This window comes from Streptomyces sp. MMG1121 (genome assembly GCF_001280015.1).
In the GTDB taxonomy this organism is placed as follows: Bacteria; Actinomycetota; Actinomycetes; order Streptomycetales; family Streptomycetaceae; genus Streptomyces.
This window is the reverse complement of sequence record NZ_LGDV01000063.1, coordinates 85,380-101,167: the sequence shown is the minus strand read 5'-3', so window position 1 is coordinate 101,167 and position 15,788 is coordinate 85,380. Positions and strand designations below refer to the sequence as shown.

Annotated in this window: 16 protein-coding genes; 8 read left to right on the top strand and 8 right to left on the bottom strand. The window is 70.5% G+C overall.

What is annotated here, in order from left to right; translation table 11 throughout:
* Positions 1–44 precede the first annotated feature (44 nt).
* The 5 genes from folP to ADK64_RS07755 all read left to right on the top strand — a co-directional run bounded on the left by folP (position 45) and on the right by ADK64_RS07755 (position 3,391).
* The gene (gene folP, locus ADK64_RS07775; protein WP_234384494.1) at positions 45–1,094 is read left to right on the top strand and encodes a dihydropteroate synthase; all 1,050 of its coding nucleotides are present in this window, start codon (positions 45–47) and stop codon (positions 1,092–1,094) included.
* Positions 1,091–1,627, top strand: coding sequence for a nuclear transport factor 2 family protein (locus ADK64_RS07770; protein ID WP_053656426.1), 537 nt, complete (start codon positions 1,091–1,093; stop codon positions 1,625–1,627). Before folP ends, ADK64_RS07770 begins: the two co-directional genes overlap by 4 nt.
* 249 nt (positions 1,628–1,876) lie before the next feature.
* Entirely contained in the window at positions 1,877–2,236 is a 360-nt protein-coding gene (gene folB / locus ADK64_RS07765; protein ID WP_053656424.1) for a dihydroneopterin aldolase, read from the top strand.
* Positions 2,233–2,844, top strand: a complete 612-nt coding sequence (gene folK / locus ADK64_RS07760; RefSeq protein WP_053656422.1) for a 2-amino-4-hydroxy-6-hydroxymethyldihydropteridine diphosphokinase — start codon at positions 2,233–2,235, stop codon at positions 2,842–2,844. The genes folB and folK overlap by 4 nt, the downstream gene beginning before the upstream one ends.
* Positions 2,845–2,902: 58 nt before the next feature.
* Positions 2,903–3,391 (top strand): DUF3180 domain-containing protein, encoded by a 489-nt coding sequence (locus tag ADK64_RS07755; protein WP_053656421.1) that lies wholly within the window; start codon positions 2,903–2,905, stop codon positions 3,389–3,391.
* A gap of 34 nt (positions 3,392–3,425) precedes the next feature.
* Here ADK64_RS07755 and folE read toward each other — a convergent pair whose 3' ends face one another.
* From folE to dacB, 6 genes are all read right to left on the bottom strand, one after another.
* On the bottom strand, positions 3,426–4,031 hold the full coding sequence (gene folE / locus ADK64_RS07750) for a GTP cyclohydrolase I FolE (protein ID WP_053656419.1): 606 nt from the start codon (positions 4,029–4,031) through the stop codon (positions 3,426–3,428).
* Positions 4,032–4,163: 132 nt separating this feature from the next.
* On the bottom strand, positions 4,164–6,203 hold the full coding sequence (ftsH, locus tag ADK64_RS07745; protein ID WP_053656417.1) for an ATP-dependent zinc metalloprotease FtsH: 2,040 nt from the start codon (positions 6,201–6,203) through the stop codon (positions 4,164–4,166).
* A gap of 195 nt (positions 6,204–6,398) precedes the next feature.
* Positions 6,399–6,959: a hypoxanthine phosphoribosyltransferase gene (hpt, locus tag ADK64_RS07740; protein WP_053656415.1), complete on the bottom strand. Its 561-nt coding sequence runs from the start codon at positions 6,957–6,959 to the stop codon at positions 6,399–6,401.
* A gap of 87 nt (positions 6,960–7,046) precedes the next feature.
* Positions 7,047–8,099 (bottom strand): tRNA lysidine(34) synthetase TilS, encoded by a 1,053-nt coding sequence (gene tilS, locus ADK64_RS07735; RefSeq protein ID WP_053656413.1) that lies wholly within the window; start codon positions 8,097–8,099, stop codon positions 7,047–7,049.
* Between the two features lie 192 nt (positions 8,100–8,291).
* Entirely contained in the window at positions 8,292–9,425 is a 1,134-nt protein-coding gene (locus ADK64_RS07730; protein WP_078992542.1) for a zinc-dependent metalloprotease, read from the bottom strand.
* Between the two features lie 73 nt (positions 9,426–9,498).
* Positions 9,499–11,100 (bottom strand): D-alanyl-D-alanine carboxypeptidase/D-alanyl-D-alanine endopeptidase, encoded by a 1,602-nt coding sequence (dacB, locus tag ADK64_RS07725; protein WP_420712941.1) that lies wholly within the window; start codon positions 11,098–11,100, stop codon positions 9,499–9,501.
* Positions 11,101–11,179: 79 nt separating this feature from the next.
* Here dacB and ADK64_RS07720 point away from each other — a divergent pair, with 79 nt between their 5' ends.
* On the top strand, positions 11,180–11,671 hold the full coding sequence (locus tag ADK64_RS07720; protein ID WP_053656495.1) for an inorganic diphosphatase: 492 nt from the start codon (positions 11,180–11,182) through the stop codon (positions 11,669–11,671).
* A gap of 116 nt (positions 11,672–11,787) precedes the next feature.
* Positions 11,788–13,443: a threonine/serine ThrE exporter family protein gene (locus tag ADK64_RS07715; RefSeq protein ID WP_053656408.1), complete on the top strand. Its 1,656-nt coding sequence runs from the start codon at positions 11,788–11,790 to the stop codon at positions 13,441–13,443.
* 45 nt (positions 13,444–13,488) lie between these two features.
* Here the strand turns inward: ADK64_RS07715 and ADK64_RS07710 are convergent, their stop codons facing one another.
* Positions 13,489–14,454, bottom strand: a complete 966-nt coding sequence (locus ADK64_RS07710; RefSeq protein WP_053656406.1) for a DedA family protein — start codon at positions 14,452–14,454, stop codon at positions 13,489–13,491.
* Positions 14,455–14,609: 155 nt separating this feature from the next.
* Between ADK64_RS07710 and ADK64_RS07705 the strand changes: the two genes are divergently transcribed.
* Entirely contained in the window at positions 14,610–14,975 is a 366-nt protein-coding gene (locus ADK64_RS07705; RefSeq protein WP_053656404.1) for a YbjQ family protein, read from the top strand.
* 42 nt (positions 14,976–15,017) lie between these two features.
* Here the strand turns inward: ADK64_RS07705 and ADK64_RS07700 are convergent, their stop codons facing one another.
* The gene (locus ADK64_RS07700; RefSeq protein WP_053656402.1) at positions 15,018–15,779 is read right to left on the bottom strand and encodes a MerR family transcriptional regulator; all 762 of its coding nucleotides are present in this window, start codon (positions 15,777–15,779) and stop codon (positions 15,018–15,020) included.
* Positions 15,780–15,788 lie beyond the last annotated feature (9 nt).

The following is a 15,788-nucleotide window of genomic DNA, read 5'->3' as shown; positions in this document are numbered from 1 at the left end:
GCCACCGCGCGTTCACGGCCTGCTCCTGGGCCTACGCTGAACGTATGAACAACCTCAGCGGACGCGGCCTGGTGGCGGGCCTTCCGGCATGGGACCGGTGCGCGGTCATGGGCGTCGTCAATGTGACCCCCGACTCCTTCTCGGACGGCGGCCGCTGGTTCGACACGACAGTCGCCGTCAAACACGGCCTCGCCCTCGTCGCCGAAGGCGCGGACCTGGTCGACGTCGGCGGCGAGTCCACCCGCCCCGGCGCCACGCGCGTGGACGAGGCCGAGGAACTGCGGCGCGTCATCCCGGTCGTCCGCGGCCTCGCCTCCGAAGGCGTCGTCGTCTCCGTCGACACCATGCGCGCCTCCGTCGCCGAACAGTCCCTCGCGGCCGGTGCCGCCCTGGTCAACGACGTCAGCGGCGGCCTCGCCGATCCCGCGATGATCCCGGTGGTCGCCGCCGCGGGCGCCCCGTTCGTCGTGATGCACTGGCGCGGCTTCCTCGATGGCAGCAACGTCAAGGGCGTCTACGAGGACGTCGTCACCGAAGTCGTGGACGAACTCCACGCACGCGTGGAGGCCGTTCTGGCGGGCGGCATCGCCCCCGACCGCATCGTCGTCGACCCCGGCCTCGGCTTCTCCAAGGAGGCCGAGCACGACCTCGTCCTGCTCGCGCACCTCGACCGGCTGCGCGCCCTGGGTCACCCCCTGCTCGTGGCCGCCTCTCGCAAGCGGTTCCTCGGCCGGGTGCTGGCCGGTCCGGCGGGGGCGCCCCCGCCGGCCAGGGAGCGCGACGCCGCCACGGCCGCCGTCTCCGCACTCGCGGCGCACTCCGGCGCATGGGCGGTGCGCGTACACGAGGTACGCGCCACCGCGGACGCGGTACGGGTCGCACGGGCTGTGGAGGGGGCGCGTACGACGGGGTCGGCGCCGGGCGCGGAAGGTGAGCGCCGGGCGCGTGAGACAGGGCACACGCCTGGCGCTGAGTGTGGGCGCGCGGCGCATGACGCGGGATACGCGCCCGGCGCCGAAGGTGAGCGCGGGGCGCTTGGCACCGGACATGCGCTCGGCACTGACGGCGAGCACGGGGCGGAAGGAGACCGGTGAGCGCCCCCCACACCGACGTCGAGCACGTGGAGGCCGCCAACACCGCCTTCTACGAGGCCATGGAGCGCGGCGACTTCGAGGAGCTGTCCTTGCTCTGGCTCACCCCCGCCGACCTGGGCGTGGACGAGGAGTACCACGATCCGGCGGACTCCGGGGTGATCTCCTGTGTGCACCCCGGCTGGCCGGTGCTGACCGGCCGCGGCGAGGTTCTCAGGTCGTACGCCCTGATCATGGCCAACACCGACTACATCCAGTTCTTCCTCACCGACGTGCACGTCTCCGTCACCGGCGACACCGCGCTCGTGAACTGCACCGAGAACATTCTCAGCGGCGGCCCCGCCCCGGCGGACGGCGCGGAGCTGGGACCGCTGGTCGGCCAGCTCGTCGTCGCCACGAATGTGTTCCGGCGCACGCCCTCCGGCTGGAAGCTGTGGTCGCACCACGCCTCCCCGGTGATGGCGGAGACCGACGACGAGGAGGACGAGGAGCCCGGCACAAACGGCGTCAATCCGGACGACGGTCCCCTCGGCTGAGCGGACGGCGGTTCCCCAGGGACGAAGAAGTGGTTGGAATCACCTACCCCCGGGTATGAGCCGCTACCAGCCCATGGCGCGGCCTGGTTTCCCAGGGGAAACGCGAGATGAACCCTCGTGGTCCCTGTGCGGCCCCGCGGCCCCGCAGCCCGGTTGTGTCAGTGCCCGCAGGTAGATTCGTCAGAGGCCGGTGTGCCGCCCGCACGCGGTACGGACCGGTCCTTCCCGACGATTGCAGGAGTGATTCGCGTGGATCGTGTCGCGCTGCGCGGCCTCAAGGCCCGCGGGCATCACGGTGTGTTCCCCAAGGAGCGCGAGGAAGGCCAGACCTTCATCGTCGACCTCGTCCTCGGGCTGGACACCCGGCCGGCCGCGGCGGACGACGACCTGACGAAGACCGTGCACTACGGCATCGTCGCCGAGGAGGTCGTGGCCGTGGTCGAGGGCGAGCCGGTGAACCTCATCGAGACGCTCGCCGAGCGGATCGCGCAGACCTGCCTGAAGCACGAAGGGGTCCAGGAGGTCGAGGTCCTTGTCCACAAGCCGGACGCGCCGATCACCGTTCCCTTCGACGACGTGACCGTCACCATCACCCGGAGCCGAGTATGACCCGACCTTTCCTTCAGGGTCACAGCGACCCGACCGTCCAGCCGGTGCCCGCCTCGGTCGTCGAGCAGGTGGACGCCGCCGACACGACCCTGCAGAACCCGAAATGGGCCGTCATCTCCATCGGCGCCAATCTCGGCAACCGCCTGGAGACCCTCCAGGGCGCCGTCGACGCGCTGGAGGACACCCCGGGAGTGCGCGTCAAAGCGGTCTCCCCGGTGTACGAGACCGAGCCGTGGGGCGTCGAGCCCGGCAGCCAGCCGTCGTACTTCAACGCGGTCGTGGTCCTGAAGACCACCCTGCCCCCCGACTCCCTGCTGGAGCGGGCGCACGCCGTCGAGGAGGCCTTCAAGCGGGTCCGCGACGAGCACTGGGGTCCGCGCACGCTGGACGTCGACATCGTCGCCTACGCCGACGTCACCTCCGACGACCCGCGGCTCACCCTGCCCCACCCGCGCGCCCACGAGCGCGCCTTCGTGCTCGCGCCCTGGTACGACGTGGACCCGGAAGCCCTGCTGCCCGGCCGCGGCACGGTGGCCGAGCTGCTGTCGAAGATCACCCGTGAGGGCGTGGCACCCCGCGTGGACCTGGAACTCCGACTGCCCGAGTAGTCGTTAAGGTCAAGACGACCACAGTCCGGGACCGGTCCGGGGGAGCTGAAGGGGCACCGTGAGAGAGCTGCGCATCAGGTTGCTGGTCGGCGTGTTCGTCGTGGCCGGAGTCCTGTCCTGGGCGGGCGCCCGCCTCTGGAACTCGATCGGGACCCTGCCCAGCGTCCCTCTGGCCGCACCCATCGTGCTCGCCCTGATCGCCGTGGTCCTGCTCTCGACGGCGCTCTCGCTGCGCGCCCGGCTGAAGGCCCAGCGCGAGCGCCGCCCCGGAGCCAAGGGCGTCGACCCGCTGATGGCCGCCCGCGCGGTCGTCTTCGGCCAGGCCAGCGCCCTGGTCGCCGCTCTCGTCGCCGGTATGTACGGCGGCACGGGCGTCTTCCTGCTGGAGATCCTGGACATCCCCGCCCGCCGCGACCAGGCCATCTACGCCGGCTTCTCGGTCCTCGCGGGCATCGCGGTGATAGCGGCGGCCCTGTTCCTGGAGCGCGTGTGCAAGCTCCCGGAGGACGACGACCAGAACCACCCGGGGGCGGAACCGGCGGCGTGATCGCCGGTCTCCCGAAACCCCCGGTGAGCCGGGCTCAGCGCGCCATGATCAGGCTCATGGCCTCGTTGCGCGTCGCCGCGTCCCGCAGCTGACCGCGCACGGCGGACGTTATGGTCTTCGCGCCCGGCTTGCGGATGCCCCGCATGGACATGCACATGTGCTCGCACTCGACGACCACGATGACGCCACGCGGCTCCAGGATCTCCATCAGGGAGTCCGCGATCTGCGTGGTGAGCCGTTCCTGCACCTGCGGCCGGCGGGCGTAGACGTCCACCAGGCGGGCCAGCTTGGACAGGCCGGTGATCTTGCCGGTGACGGCCGGGATGTAGCCGACATGGGCGACGCCCCGGAACGGCACCAGATGGTGCTCACAGGTGCTGTACACCTCGATGTCCTTCACGAGCACCATCTCGTCGTGCCCGAGGTCGAACGTCGTCGTCAGGACGTCCTGCGGCTGCTGCCACAGACCCGCGAAGATCTCCTTGTACGCCCGCGCCACCCGTGTCGGCGTCTCGCGCAGGCCCTCGCGGTCCGGGTCCTCACCGACCGCGATCAGCAGTTCCCGTACGGCGTTCTCGGCGCGCTTCTCGTCGAACTCGCCGATGGAGCCCTCGCCGTCCAGCGTCACGGGGTCGGTCATGTGTTTCCTCGTTCCTGTGCCATACGCGTGGCGACGACCACACGCGTTCCTGCGGACATACGAACGCCGCGCCCCCCAGGCTAAAACCTGGCGGACGCGGCGTTCATTCCGGTCTTGCCGGCCGGGACGCGGTCAGCTCTCGGGGCGGTCCTCCGGGGTCTGCTCCGTCACCGGGGCGGACTCCGACGCCGTGGACTTGACCGTGCTGATCGAGGCCGTCGAGCCGTTCGCACCGTTGGTCAGTGCCAGCTCCTTCGGGGAGAGCACCGGCGGCCGGGTGGAGGGCGTACGACGGGAGGAGCCGGTCCACGCGGGCCGCGGCGGGCGCTTGTGGATCGGGGCGAAGATCTCGGCGATCTCCTCCTTGCCCAGGGTCTCCTTCTCCAGCAGGTGGAGAACGAGCTGGTCGAGCACGTCGCGGTTCTCGACCAGGATCTCCCAGGCCTCGTTGTGCGCGGTCTCGATGAGCTTCTTGACCTCTTCGTCCACAAGCGCGGCGACCTCTTCCGAGTAGTCGCGCTGGTGAGCCATCTCACGGCCGAGGAACGGCTCGCTGTTGTCGCCGCCGAACTTGATCGCGCCGAGCCGCTCGGTCATGCCGTACTGCGTGACCATCGCGCGGGCCAGGTTGGTGGCCTTCTCGATGTCGTTCGCGGCGCCGGTGGTCGGGTCGTGGAAGACCAGTTCCTCGGCCGCGCGGCCGCCCAGCATGTAGGCCAGCTGGTCGAGCATCTCGTTGCGCGTGGTCGAGTACTTGTCCTCGTCCGGAAGCACCATCGTGTAGCCGAGGGCGCGGCCGCGGGACAGGATCGTGATCTTGTGGACCGGGTCGGAGTTCGGCGAGGCCGCCGCGACCAGGGCGTGACCGCCCTCGTGGTACGCGGTGATCTTCTTCTCCTTGTCCGACATGATCCGGGTCCGCTTCTGCGGGCCCGCGACCACGCGGTCGATCGCCTCGTCCAGCGCCTTGTTGTCGACCAGCTTCTGGTCGCCACGGGCGGTGAGCAGCGCGGCCTCGTTCAGCACGTTCGCGAGGTCGGCACCGGTCATGCCCGGGGTGCGGCGGGCGACGGCGGCCAGGTCGACGTCGGGCGCGACCGGCTTGCCCTTCTGGTGGACCTTGAGGATCTCCAGGCGACCCTGCAGGTCCGGCGGGTCGACCGCGATCTGGCGGTCGAAGCGGCCCGGACGCAGCAGCGCCGGGTCGAGGATGTCGGGCCGGTTCGTGGCGGCGATCAGGATGACGCCGCCCTTCACGTCGAAGCCGTCCATCTCGACGAGCAGCTGGTTCAGGGTCTGCTCGCGCTCGTCGTGACCACCGCCGAGGCCGGCGCCGCGGTGACGGCCGACCGCGTCGATCTCGTCGACGAAGACGATCGCCGGGGCGTTCGCCTTGGCCTGCTCGAACAGGTCACGGACCCGGGAGGCACCGACACCGACGAACATCTCGACGAAGTCGGAACCGGAGATCGAGTAGAACGGCACGCCCGCCTCACCGGCGACCGCGCGCGCGAGGAGCGTCTTGCCCGTACCCGGGCGGCCGTAGAGCAGCACGCCCTTGGGGATCTTGGCGCCGACGGCCTGGAACTTGGCCGGCTCCTGCAGGAACTCCTTGATCTCGTGGAGTTCCTCGACGGCCTCGTCGCAGCCCGCGACGTCCGAGAACGTCGTCTTCGGGGTGTCCTTGGTGATGAGCTTGGCCTTGGACTTCCCGAAGTTCATGACTCGGGAGCCGCCGCCCTGCATCTGGTTCATCAGGAACAGGAAGACGACCACGATCAGGACGAAGGGCAGCAGCGAGAGCAGGACGCCGACGAACGGGTTCTGCTTGGACGGCGACACCGTGTAGCCGTCCGGGATCTGCTTGTCCTGGTACTTGGTCTGCAGGTTGCCGGCGAGCTGAGAACCCTGGTCGCCGATGTAGCTCGCCTGGATCTTCGAGCTGCCGTCGACCTTCTGGCCGTCCTTGAGGGTGACCTTGATGGTCTGCTCGTCGCCTGTGGTCAGTTTGGCCGACTGGACCTTGTTGTCATTGATCGCCGCGACGACCTGGCCGGTGTCCACCGTCTTGTAGCCGCCGGACGAGCCGACGACCTGCATCAACACGACCACGGCAAGGACGGCCAGCACGATCCACATGACCGGCCCACGGAAGTATCGCTTCACGTCCATCCATACGGAGCGGTGTCGCCCCGTCCCTCCTGCCATAGTGAGTTTGATAAGACAGTTCTTCTGACGGTACCCCAGCATTGTTGCCCGAAGTCGCACGGAGCGGCGTCGACGGCCGGCAATCCCGTCTCTGCTTGCTCCAACGGCGCGAAGCCCGCCGGGGTTCCCGATCGTCTTACAAGGGCTCGCCCTGTTGGCTCAGCCGCCGTAGACGTGGGGCGCGAGCGTACCGACGAACGGCAGGTTGCGGTACTTCTCGGCGTAGTCGAGGCCGTAGCCGACGACGAACTCGTTCGGGATGTCGAAGCCGATCCACTCGACGTCGATCGCGACCTTCGCGGCGTCCGGCTTGCGCAGCAGCGTGCACACCTTCAGCGAGGCGGGCTCACGGGAGCCGAGGTTGTTGATCAGCCACGACAGGGTCAGGCCCGAGTCGATGATGTCCTCGACGATCAGGACGTGCCGGCCCTTGATGTCGGTGTCGAGGTCCTTGAGGATCCGCACGACACCGGAGGACTGGGTGCCCGCGCCGTAGGAGGACACGGCCATCCAGTCCATGGTGACGGGGGTGGACAGCGCCCGCGCGAGGTCCGCCATGACCATCACCGCGCCCTTGAGGACGCCGACGATGAGCAGGTCCTTGCCCGCGTACTCCGCGTCGATCTTCGCGGCCAGCTCGGCCAGCTTCGCGTCGATCTCTTCCTTGGTGATGAGCACCCGCTGGAGGTCGGCACCCATGTCTTTCGCGTCCACCCGCATCACTTTCGGTCGTCCCGCACTTACGGCCGCATGTACGGCCTCCGGCCGCCCGGCCCGCCGGAGGGTCGCTCCGGGAGAGGTCGGGATTCAGCCTTGCCGAATCACCAGTCTGCCACCCTGCCGCTGGGCGACGACTTTGCCCGGGAGATTGATGGCTCCCTGGCCGCGCCAGCCGGTGATCAGGCGGTCGACTTCCTCGATGTGGCGGGCGAACAGCGCACCGGCCGGAGCGCCGGCCTCGATGGCGGCACGGCGCAGGATGCGGCGGCGGACGGCCGGCGGGAGGGCGTACAGCTTGGCGCACTCCAGCAGGCCGGTCGCGTCCCGTACGGCGGTCTCGGCCTGGCGGGCCCAGGTGTCGAGGGCGTCGGCGTCGTCGCGGGAGAGCTGGGCGGTGCGGGCGAGCGCCTCCACGACGCCTTTGCCGAGGGCCTTCTCCAGGGCGGGCAGACCCTCGTGCCGCAGCCGGGAGCGGGTGTAGGCGGGGTCGGCGTTGTGCGGGTCGTCCCAGACGGGCAGGGACTGGACCAGGCATGCCTTGCGAGCCGTCTGCCGGTCGAGCTGCAGGAAGGGGCGCCGGTAACGGCCGTCGGCCCCCGAGACCGCGGCCATGCCGGACAGGGAGCGGATGCCGGAGCCGCGGGCGAGGCCGAGCAGGACCGTCTCGGCCTGGTCGTCGCGTGTGTGGCCGAGCAGGATGGCGGCGGCTCCGTGGCGTTCGGACACGGCGTCCAGGGCGGCGTAGCGGGCGTCGCGGGCGGCGGCTTCCGGTCCGCCGTCGCGGCCGACGGTCACGGCGACCGACTCGACCGGGTCGAGGCCGAGGCCGCGCAGGCGCAGGACGACTTCGTCGGCGCGGAGGCCGGAGCCGGGCTGGAGGCCGTGGTCGACGGTGACGCCTCCGGCGCGGACGCCGAGTCGGGGCGCTTCGAAGGCGAGGGCGGAGGCGAGGGCCATGGAGTCGGCGCCGCCGGAGCACGCGACGAGGACGAGCGGGGAGGGGGACCGCTCGGCCGTCCGGTACGGGTGCTCGCCGGTGGCCTGACGGCCCGGCTTGCCCGAGGTGTGGTCGTTGAGGATGTCGTGAAGGACGCGGCGGACCGCCAGGCGTATCGCCGCGACCGCAGGATGGGGACCCATGTCCGGTTCCCTTCATGAAGTTGTCGGGGGGTGATCCCGAGACCGGTCACTCAGAGTGGGTAGATGGTGACAGAACCGGGAGGTTCCCCGAGCATCGCACGCCTACGCAAGCCCCACGGTCCCTCGGACGGGTGATTGGAGGGGCGTTCGACTGCCGTAGGCCGGATTCGTTTCACGACGCGTCCGTGACGTTCACGACTCGGTCCTGCGGTGCACCCGTGCGACCCAGTCCGCCGGTTTGGCGATCTCGGCCTTGGTGGGAAGGGTGTTGGGCGAGGTCCACACCCGGTTGAAACCGTCGATGCCGACCTCGCCGACGACGGCCCGTACGAAGCGCTCGCCGTCCCGGTACTGCCTCAGTTTGGCATCCAGACCCAGCAGCTTGCGCAGGGCGATGTCGAGCCGGGAGGCGCCCTTGGCGCGGCGCTGCTGGAACTTCTCGCGGATCTCGGCGACGGAGGGCACGACGCTGGGTCCGACACCGTCCATGACGTAGTCGGCGTGGCCCTCCAGCAGGGACATCACGGCCGTGAGGCGGCCGAGGATCTCGCGCTGCGCGGGGGTCTGCACCAGCTCCACGAAGGAGCGGCCGCCGTCGTCCTCCTCCCCCTCGGGGCGGCCCCCGGCGAGGGACTGGGCGGCCTCCCGGATGCGCTCCAGGAAGGTCATCGGGTCGACGTCGGTCTCCGCCAAGAACGACTGGATTTCGCCCTCCAGATGGTCACGCAGCCACGGCACGGCCGTGAACTGCGTGCGGTGGGTCTCCTCGTGCAGGCACACCCACAGGCGGAAGTCGTGCGGCTCCACGTCGAGTTCGCGCTCTACGTGGACGATGTTGGGTGCGACGAGGAGCAGCCGGCCGCCGCCGTCGGCGCCGGCCGGGAGGTCGCGGGTGGCCGGGGCGAAGGTCTCGTACTGGCCGAGGACGCGGGAGGACAGGAACGACAGCAGCATGCCGAGTTCGACGCCGGTGACCTTGCCGCCGACGGCGCCGAGGACGGCGCTGCCGGGGCTGCCCGCGCGCCGTTCCTGCATCTTCTCCAGCAGCGGTTTGAGGATCTCGCGGAAGCCGGCGACGTTGGCGCGCACCCAGCCGGGGCGGTCGACGACGAGGACGGGCGTGTCGTGGCTCTCCTCGGTGGCCATACGAGTGAAGCCCCGGACGTGTTCCTCCGAGGCTTTCGCGTGCCGCCGCAGCTCCGCGACGATGGCGCGCGCCTCGTCGCGGCTGACGTCGGGGCCCGGTCGCACGAGCCGTGTCGCGGTCGCCACCGCGAGGTTCCAGTCGACCATCCCGGGAGATGTGGTGCCACCGAAGCCAGTCATGCGTCAACCGTACGTGAGCGGTGCGGGTTGGGGGCAGAGTGTGACGGCCCGGCCGCGACGGGTGCGGCAGGCGCTAGCCGCAGCCGCAACCCGCCAGCGCCGTGGCCGTCCTGTCCAGGGCCGACTGGGCCTCCTCCGGATTGGTCGTCCCGGAGGCCATGAAGGCGAAGGCCAGCAGGTGCCCGTCGGTGTCGACGACCGTGCCGGCCAGGGTGTTGACGCCGGTCAGGGTGCCTGTCTTGGCGCGGACGACACCGGCCGCGCCGTCGGCGTAGCGGTCGGCAAGGGTGCCGGTGAAGCCGGCCACGGGCAGGCCGGTGAGGACGGGGCGCAGACCGGGGCGGTCCGGGTCGCCGGCCGTGACCAGGAGTCCGGTGAGCAGGTCGGGCGTCAGCCGGTCGTCGCGGTCGAGGCCGCTGCCGTCGTGGAAGGAGGTGCCGGCCATCGGCAGGCCCAGCTTGGTCAGCCGCGCGGAGATCGCCTGGGCGCCGCCGGCGAAGCTGCCCGGCTGACCGCTCGTGAGCGCCGTGTGGCGGGCCAGGGCCTCGGCGATGTCGTTGTCGCTGTTGGTCAGCATGCGCTCGACCACGTCGGACAGCGGCGGCGAGGAGACCGAGGCGAGGGTCTCCGCGCGCGTGGAGGCCTTCGAGGGGCCGGGGGATGTCGTCGTGACGCCGGCGTCCTCGAGGAAGCCCGCGAACTTGGCCGCCGCGTCCTGGGCCGGATCGCTCACGCGGGGCGCCGGGCCGCTGGTGGAGTCGTCGGTGCGGCCCTCGTCGACGGCCAGGGCGGTGACCGGGGCGAGGTTGTCGTTGACGCCGATGGGGTGCAGGGCGGGGCCGGCGAAGAGGGTCGTGTCGTAGGAGAGCGTGACCTTGCGGACGCCGCGTTTCTTCAGGGCCTGCGCGGCGTCGGCCGCGAGTCGGCGCAGGCCGGCCCAGCCGTCGGTGTTCTTGTGGGCGGTGAGGGTGGGGTCGCCGCCGCCGACGAGGACGAGTTCGCCGGTGTCGGGTTCGAAGGCGGCGCGGGTGGTGAAGCGGTGGTCCGGGCCGAGGGCGGACAGGGCGGCGACCGCCGTGGCGATCTTGGTGGTGGAGGCGGGGGTGAGGGCCTTGCCGTCGTCCGTGCCGTACAGCCGCTTGCCGGTGGTCACGTCGACGACGGCCGCGGCGTGGCTGCCGCCGAGCGCGGGGACGTCCAGGAGAGGCCCCAGGACGTCCGAGAGCGGCTTTCCGCCCGGGGCGGCCTTCTTGGTGTCCACGGCGCCCGACGTGCCGCCCAGACCCGTCAGGACGGGCGCGGCGCTCGGCGCGGGGTGCGGGGCGCCCGCCGCCGTACCGGAGTGGCCGTGATCTGCGCCACCTGACCGCTCCAGAGCGATCGCCCGGTCCCGCTCGGCCGTACGCTGACCGTTGGCGTCCCAGGGGCCGGCCACGGTCACCACGCCGACGGCGAGCGCGAGGCCGGCGGTGGCGGCGCCGGCGGTGTACTGCCAGGTCCCGACGGCTCGCGGACGGGGGAGGTGCGGGGACCGGGACGCAAGGGCCCGTGTCAACCGCGCGACCCGCGGTCTTACGGCCGTAGCGGCCCGCGCCAGACGCGGTCGTACGGCGCTCGCGATCCGCTCCACCTGCGGTCTCGCGGCCCGCCAAGGCCTCAGCTCTGGCACGACCACCAGCCCCTTTCGCGATCACACACCTGCGTGAGGGACACTTAACCACCAGAACTATGTGCTGATCATGGAGGAGCCACCGGTGGAGTTCGACGTCACGATCGAGATCCCGAAGGGTTCGCGCAACAAGTACGAGGTGGATCACGAGTCCGGTCGGATCCGCCTGGACCGTCGTCTCTTCACCTCGACCGCCTACCCGACCGACTACGGATTCGTCGAGAACACCCTCGGCGAGGACGGCGACCCGCTGGACGCGCTGGTCATCCTGGACGAGCCGACCTTCCCGGGCTGCCTCATCAAGTGCCGGGCGATCGGCATGTTCCGCATGACGGACGAGGCGGGCGGCGACGACAAGCTGCTGTGCGTTCCGGCCACGGACCCGCGCGTGGAGCACCTGCGCGACATCCACCACGTGTCGGAGTTCGACCGCCTGGAGATCCAGCACTTCTTCGAGGTGTACAAGGACCTGGAGCCCGGCAAGTCCGTCGAGGGCGCCAACTGGGTCGGCCGCACGGACGCCGAGGCGGAGATCGAGCGGTCGTACAAGCGCTTCGAGGAGCAGGGCGGCCACTGAGCCCTGCCCCGCTGAAACGGGTCGCACGCACACGCGTGCGACCCGTTTGTGTGTCCGCTGCGTGGTCATGCGCATACTGAGGCTGACGGAAGGTGTCGTTCAGGGAGCGGTGCGAGGTGACGGAGGCGGAGGACCGCAAGCCCCGGTCGGACGAGGCGCGGTACGACCCGGAGATCACGTCCGAGTTCGCGGTTCCCGCGGGCATCGAGGTCCCCGAGAGCATCGGTGAGCCGGAGACGACCTCCGAGTTCTCGGTGCCGAAGGGGCTGGAGACGCTGCAGCCGCCGGGCGCCGAGCCGGAGGGGTCGGCGTTCAGTACCCCGCGCACCTACAGCGCGCAGAACGCCCCGGCCGCCTTCACGCCGGCCACCGGGGTGCCGCTGGTCAGCCTCGTCAAGGACGCGCCGTGGCAGGACCGGATGCGCACGATGCTGCGCATGCCGGTGGCCGAGCGGCCGGCGCCGGAGCCCGTGCAGCGGGTCGAGGAAGAGGGCCCGGCGGTGCCGCGCGTGCTCGACCTGACCCTGCGTATCGGGGAGCTGCTGCTGGCGGGCGGCGAGGGCGCGGAGGACGTGGAGGCCGCGATGTTCGCGGTCTGCCGCTCCTACGGCCTGGACCGCTGCGAGCCGAACGTCACCTTCACGCTGCTGTCGATCTCCCACCAGCCGTCGCTCGTGGAGGACCCGGTGACGGCGTCGCGGACGGTACGACGGCGGGGCACCGACTACACGCGGCTCGCGGCCGTGTTCCGGCTGGTGGACGACCTGACCGACCCGGAGACGCACGTCTCCCTGGAGGAGGCCTACCGACGGCTGGCGGAGATCCGCCGCAACCGGCACCCCTACCCCGGCTGGGCGCTGACCGTGGCCGGCGGGCTGCTGGCGGGTGCGGCCTCCGTGCTGGTCGGCGGTGATCTGATCGTGTTCTTCGCGGCGGCCGTCGGCGCGATGCTCGGCGACCGGCTGGCCTGGCTGTGCGCGGGCCGCGGGCTGCCGGAGTTCTACCAGTTCACGGTCGCCGCGATGCCGCCCGCCGCGATCGGGGTGGCGTTCGCGCTGGCGCACGTCGACGTGAAGGCGTCCGCCGTGGTCACCGGTGGGCTGTTCGCGCTGCTGCCCGGGCGGGCGCTGGTGGCGGGCGTGCAGGACGGCCTGACGGGCTTCTACATCACCGCCTCGGCCCGCCTGCTGGAGGTCATGTACTTCTTCGTCGGCATCGTCACCGGCGTGCTGCTCGTCCTGTACTTCGGCGTGAAGGTCGGCGGCAAGCTGAACCCGGACGTGGCGCTCGTCATCAACGAACGGCCGCTGATCCAGATCGGCGCGTCCATGGTGCTGTCCCTGACCTTCGCCGTACTGCTCCAGCAGGAACGTTCGACCGTGCTCTGGGTGACCCTCAACGGGGGCGTCGCGTGGTCGGTGTACGGCGCGATGCACTACGTCGGGGGCATTTCGCCGGTCGCGTCCACGGCCGTGGCGGCGGGGCTGGTGGGTCTGTTCGGGCAGCTGCTGTCGCGCTACCGGTTCGCGTCGGCGCTGCCGTACACGACGGCGGCGATCGGGCCGCTGCTGCCCGGTTCGGCGACGTACCTCGGGCTGCTGTCGATAGCGCAGAACGAGGTGGACAAGGGGCTGGTGTCCCTGGCCAAGGCCGCGTCGCTGGCCATGGCCATCGCCATCGGGGTCAATCTGGGATCGGAGATCTCGCGGCTGTTCCTGCGGGTCGGCTCCGCCGGGAAGCGCCGGGCCGCCAAGCGGACTCGCGGTTTTTAGGCGCGCCTGAGAACGCGGGGCGCCCCGTGCGTACGCGAGTGGCTGCTACCGGCGGTGGTCATAGGGGTACTGGCCCTGCTCGTGCTGCTGCTGCTCGTACTGCTGCTGCGAGTACTGCTCCTGGGGGTACTGCTGCTGCGAGTACTGCTGCTGGGGGTACTGCTGCTGCGGATGCTGCTGCTGCGGATGCTGCTGCTGCTCGTCGTAGTACTGCTGGTTCCAGTCCTGCTGCTGGTACGACTGCTGCTGGGCCTGGGGCTGGTAGCCGTAGGGCTGCTCCGGCTCGATGCGGCGGAGCTGGGTCGTCGCGTCGTCCATCACCGGCTGGTGCTGGTACACCGGCTGCTGCGAGGGGACGGGCCGCGGCTCGGGCTGGGCGGCCGGGGTCTTCTTGGCCTTGCTCCGCGCCCGCAGGAACTCGATCGCGATCGGGATCACCGAGATCAGGACGATCAGGATCAGGATCGCCTCGATGTTGTTCTTGACGAAGGCGATGTTGCCGAGCCAGGAGCCGAGCAGGGTGACGCCCGCGCCCCACAGGACGCCGCCGATGACGTTGAAGATCAGGAACGAGCGGTACTTCATGCCGCTGACGCCGGCGACGATCGGCGTGAACGTGCGCACCACGGGCACGAAGCGGGCCAGGACCAGGGACTTCGGGCCGTACTTCTCGAAGAACTCGTGGGCCTTGGTGACGTTCTCCTGCTTGAACAGGCGGGAGTCCGGGCGGTTGAAGAGCGAGGGGCCGACCTTCTTGCCGAACATGTAGCCCGCCTGGTCGCCGAGTATCGCGGCGAGGCAGATCAGGGCGATGGCGCCCCACAGGGGGAAGTCCAGCTGGTGGGACGTGATCAGCAGGCCGCACGTGAACAGCAGCGAGTCACCCGGCAGGAAGAAGCCGATGAGCAGACCGGACTCGGCGAAGACGACGAGCAGCAGGCCCCAGATGCCGAAATGGTCGAGCAGGTTGTTGGGATCGAGCCAGCTCGGGCCGAGGGCGAGAGTCATCACGGGTCCGGGCTCCTGAAGGGGTGAGGGCGGTTGCGGCGGCTGACGGCAGACTTCCCTGTGGTGCCGCCCAAAGCTATCAACGTGATGTGACCGCCCCAGGTTCCACCGGTGCCTCCAGGATGCACTGTGGGACGACTGAGAGAAAGCTGTGACTCATGGGACTCGATGACTACGGCGGCGGCCAGGGGCCCCAGCCGGACGTGCTGGTCGTGACGACGAACGACGTGCCCGGATACCGGGTGGAGCAGGTGATCGGCGAGGTCTTCGGGCTCACCGTGCGCTCGCGGCACATCGGCAGTCAGATCGGCGCCGGGCTGAAGTCGATGATCGGCGGTGAGCTGAAGGGGCTCACCAAGACGCTCGTGCAGACCCGCAACCAGGCCATGGAGCGGCTGGTGGAGCAGGCACGCGCGCGTGGTGCCAACGCGGTGCTGATGTTCCGGTTCGACGTGACGGAGGCCGCGGACGTGGGCACCGAGGTGTGCGCGTACGGCACCGCCGTGGTCCTGGCCCGGGAGTGAGCGCCGCTCCTGGCCCGGGAGCGGCGCTCCCGGGCCAGGAGGTCAGGCCGTGTGCCGGGCGGCGTTCGAGGTGATCGCGTCCTTGAGGTGCTCGGCGAGACCCGGGTGCATGGCGTCGTAGAACGCCTTGAAGCGCTCGTCGGAGACGTACATGCCGCCGAGGCACTGGTGCATCTCGTACGGGCAGTCGTAGAACCACCTGCCGATGTGCTGCCGGTGCTCCTCGGCCAGGTCCATGGCCGCCTCGCCGGCCGGCGGGTCGCCGGCGGCCACCAGGGCGGCGTAACGCGCGCTCCAGTCGTCGGCTTCGGCCTGCAGCCGCTTCCAGTCGTCCTTGGTGTAGGTGGCGGCGCGGCGCTGCGACTCGGCGTACGCCTCCGTGCCGCCCCAGCGCCGCTCGACCTCCTCGGCGTACTGCTCGGGGTCCTTGTCCCCGAAGACCTCGAACCGCTCCTCGGGAGTGAGGTTGATGCCCATCTTGCGTGCCTCCATGGCGTGCTCCACGGCCGCGGCCATCTTCTGCAGCTTCTCGATCCGGGCGGTCAGCAGTTCGTGCTGGCGGCGCAGGTGTGTGCGCGGGTCCACCGCCGGGTCGTCGAGCAGGGCCGCGACCTCGTCGAGCGGGAAGCCGAGCTCTCGGTAGAACAGGATCTGCTGGAGCCGGTCTAGGTCGGCGTCGGTGTAGCGCCGGTGGCCGGCGTGCGTGCGCTCGCCGGGCACGAGCAGGCCGATCTCGTCGTAGTGGTGCAGGGTGCGCACCGTGACCCCGGCGAACCCCGCGACCTGTCCCACGGAGTAGCTCACTTTTCCGCT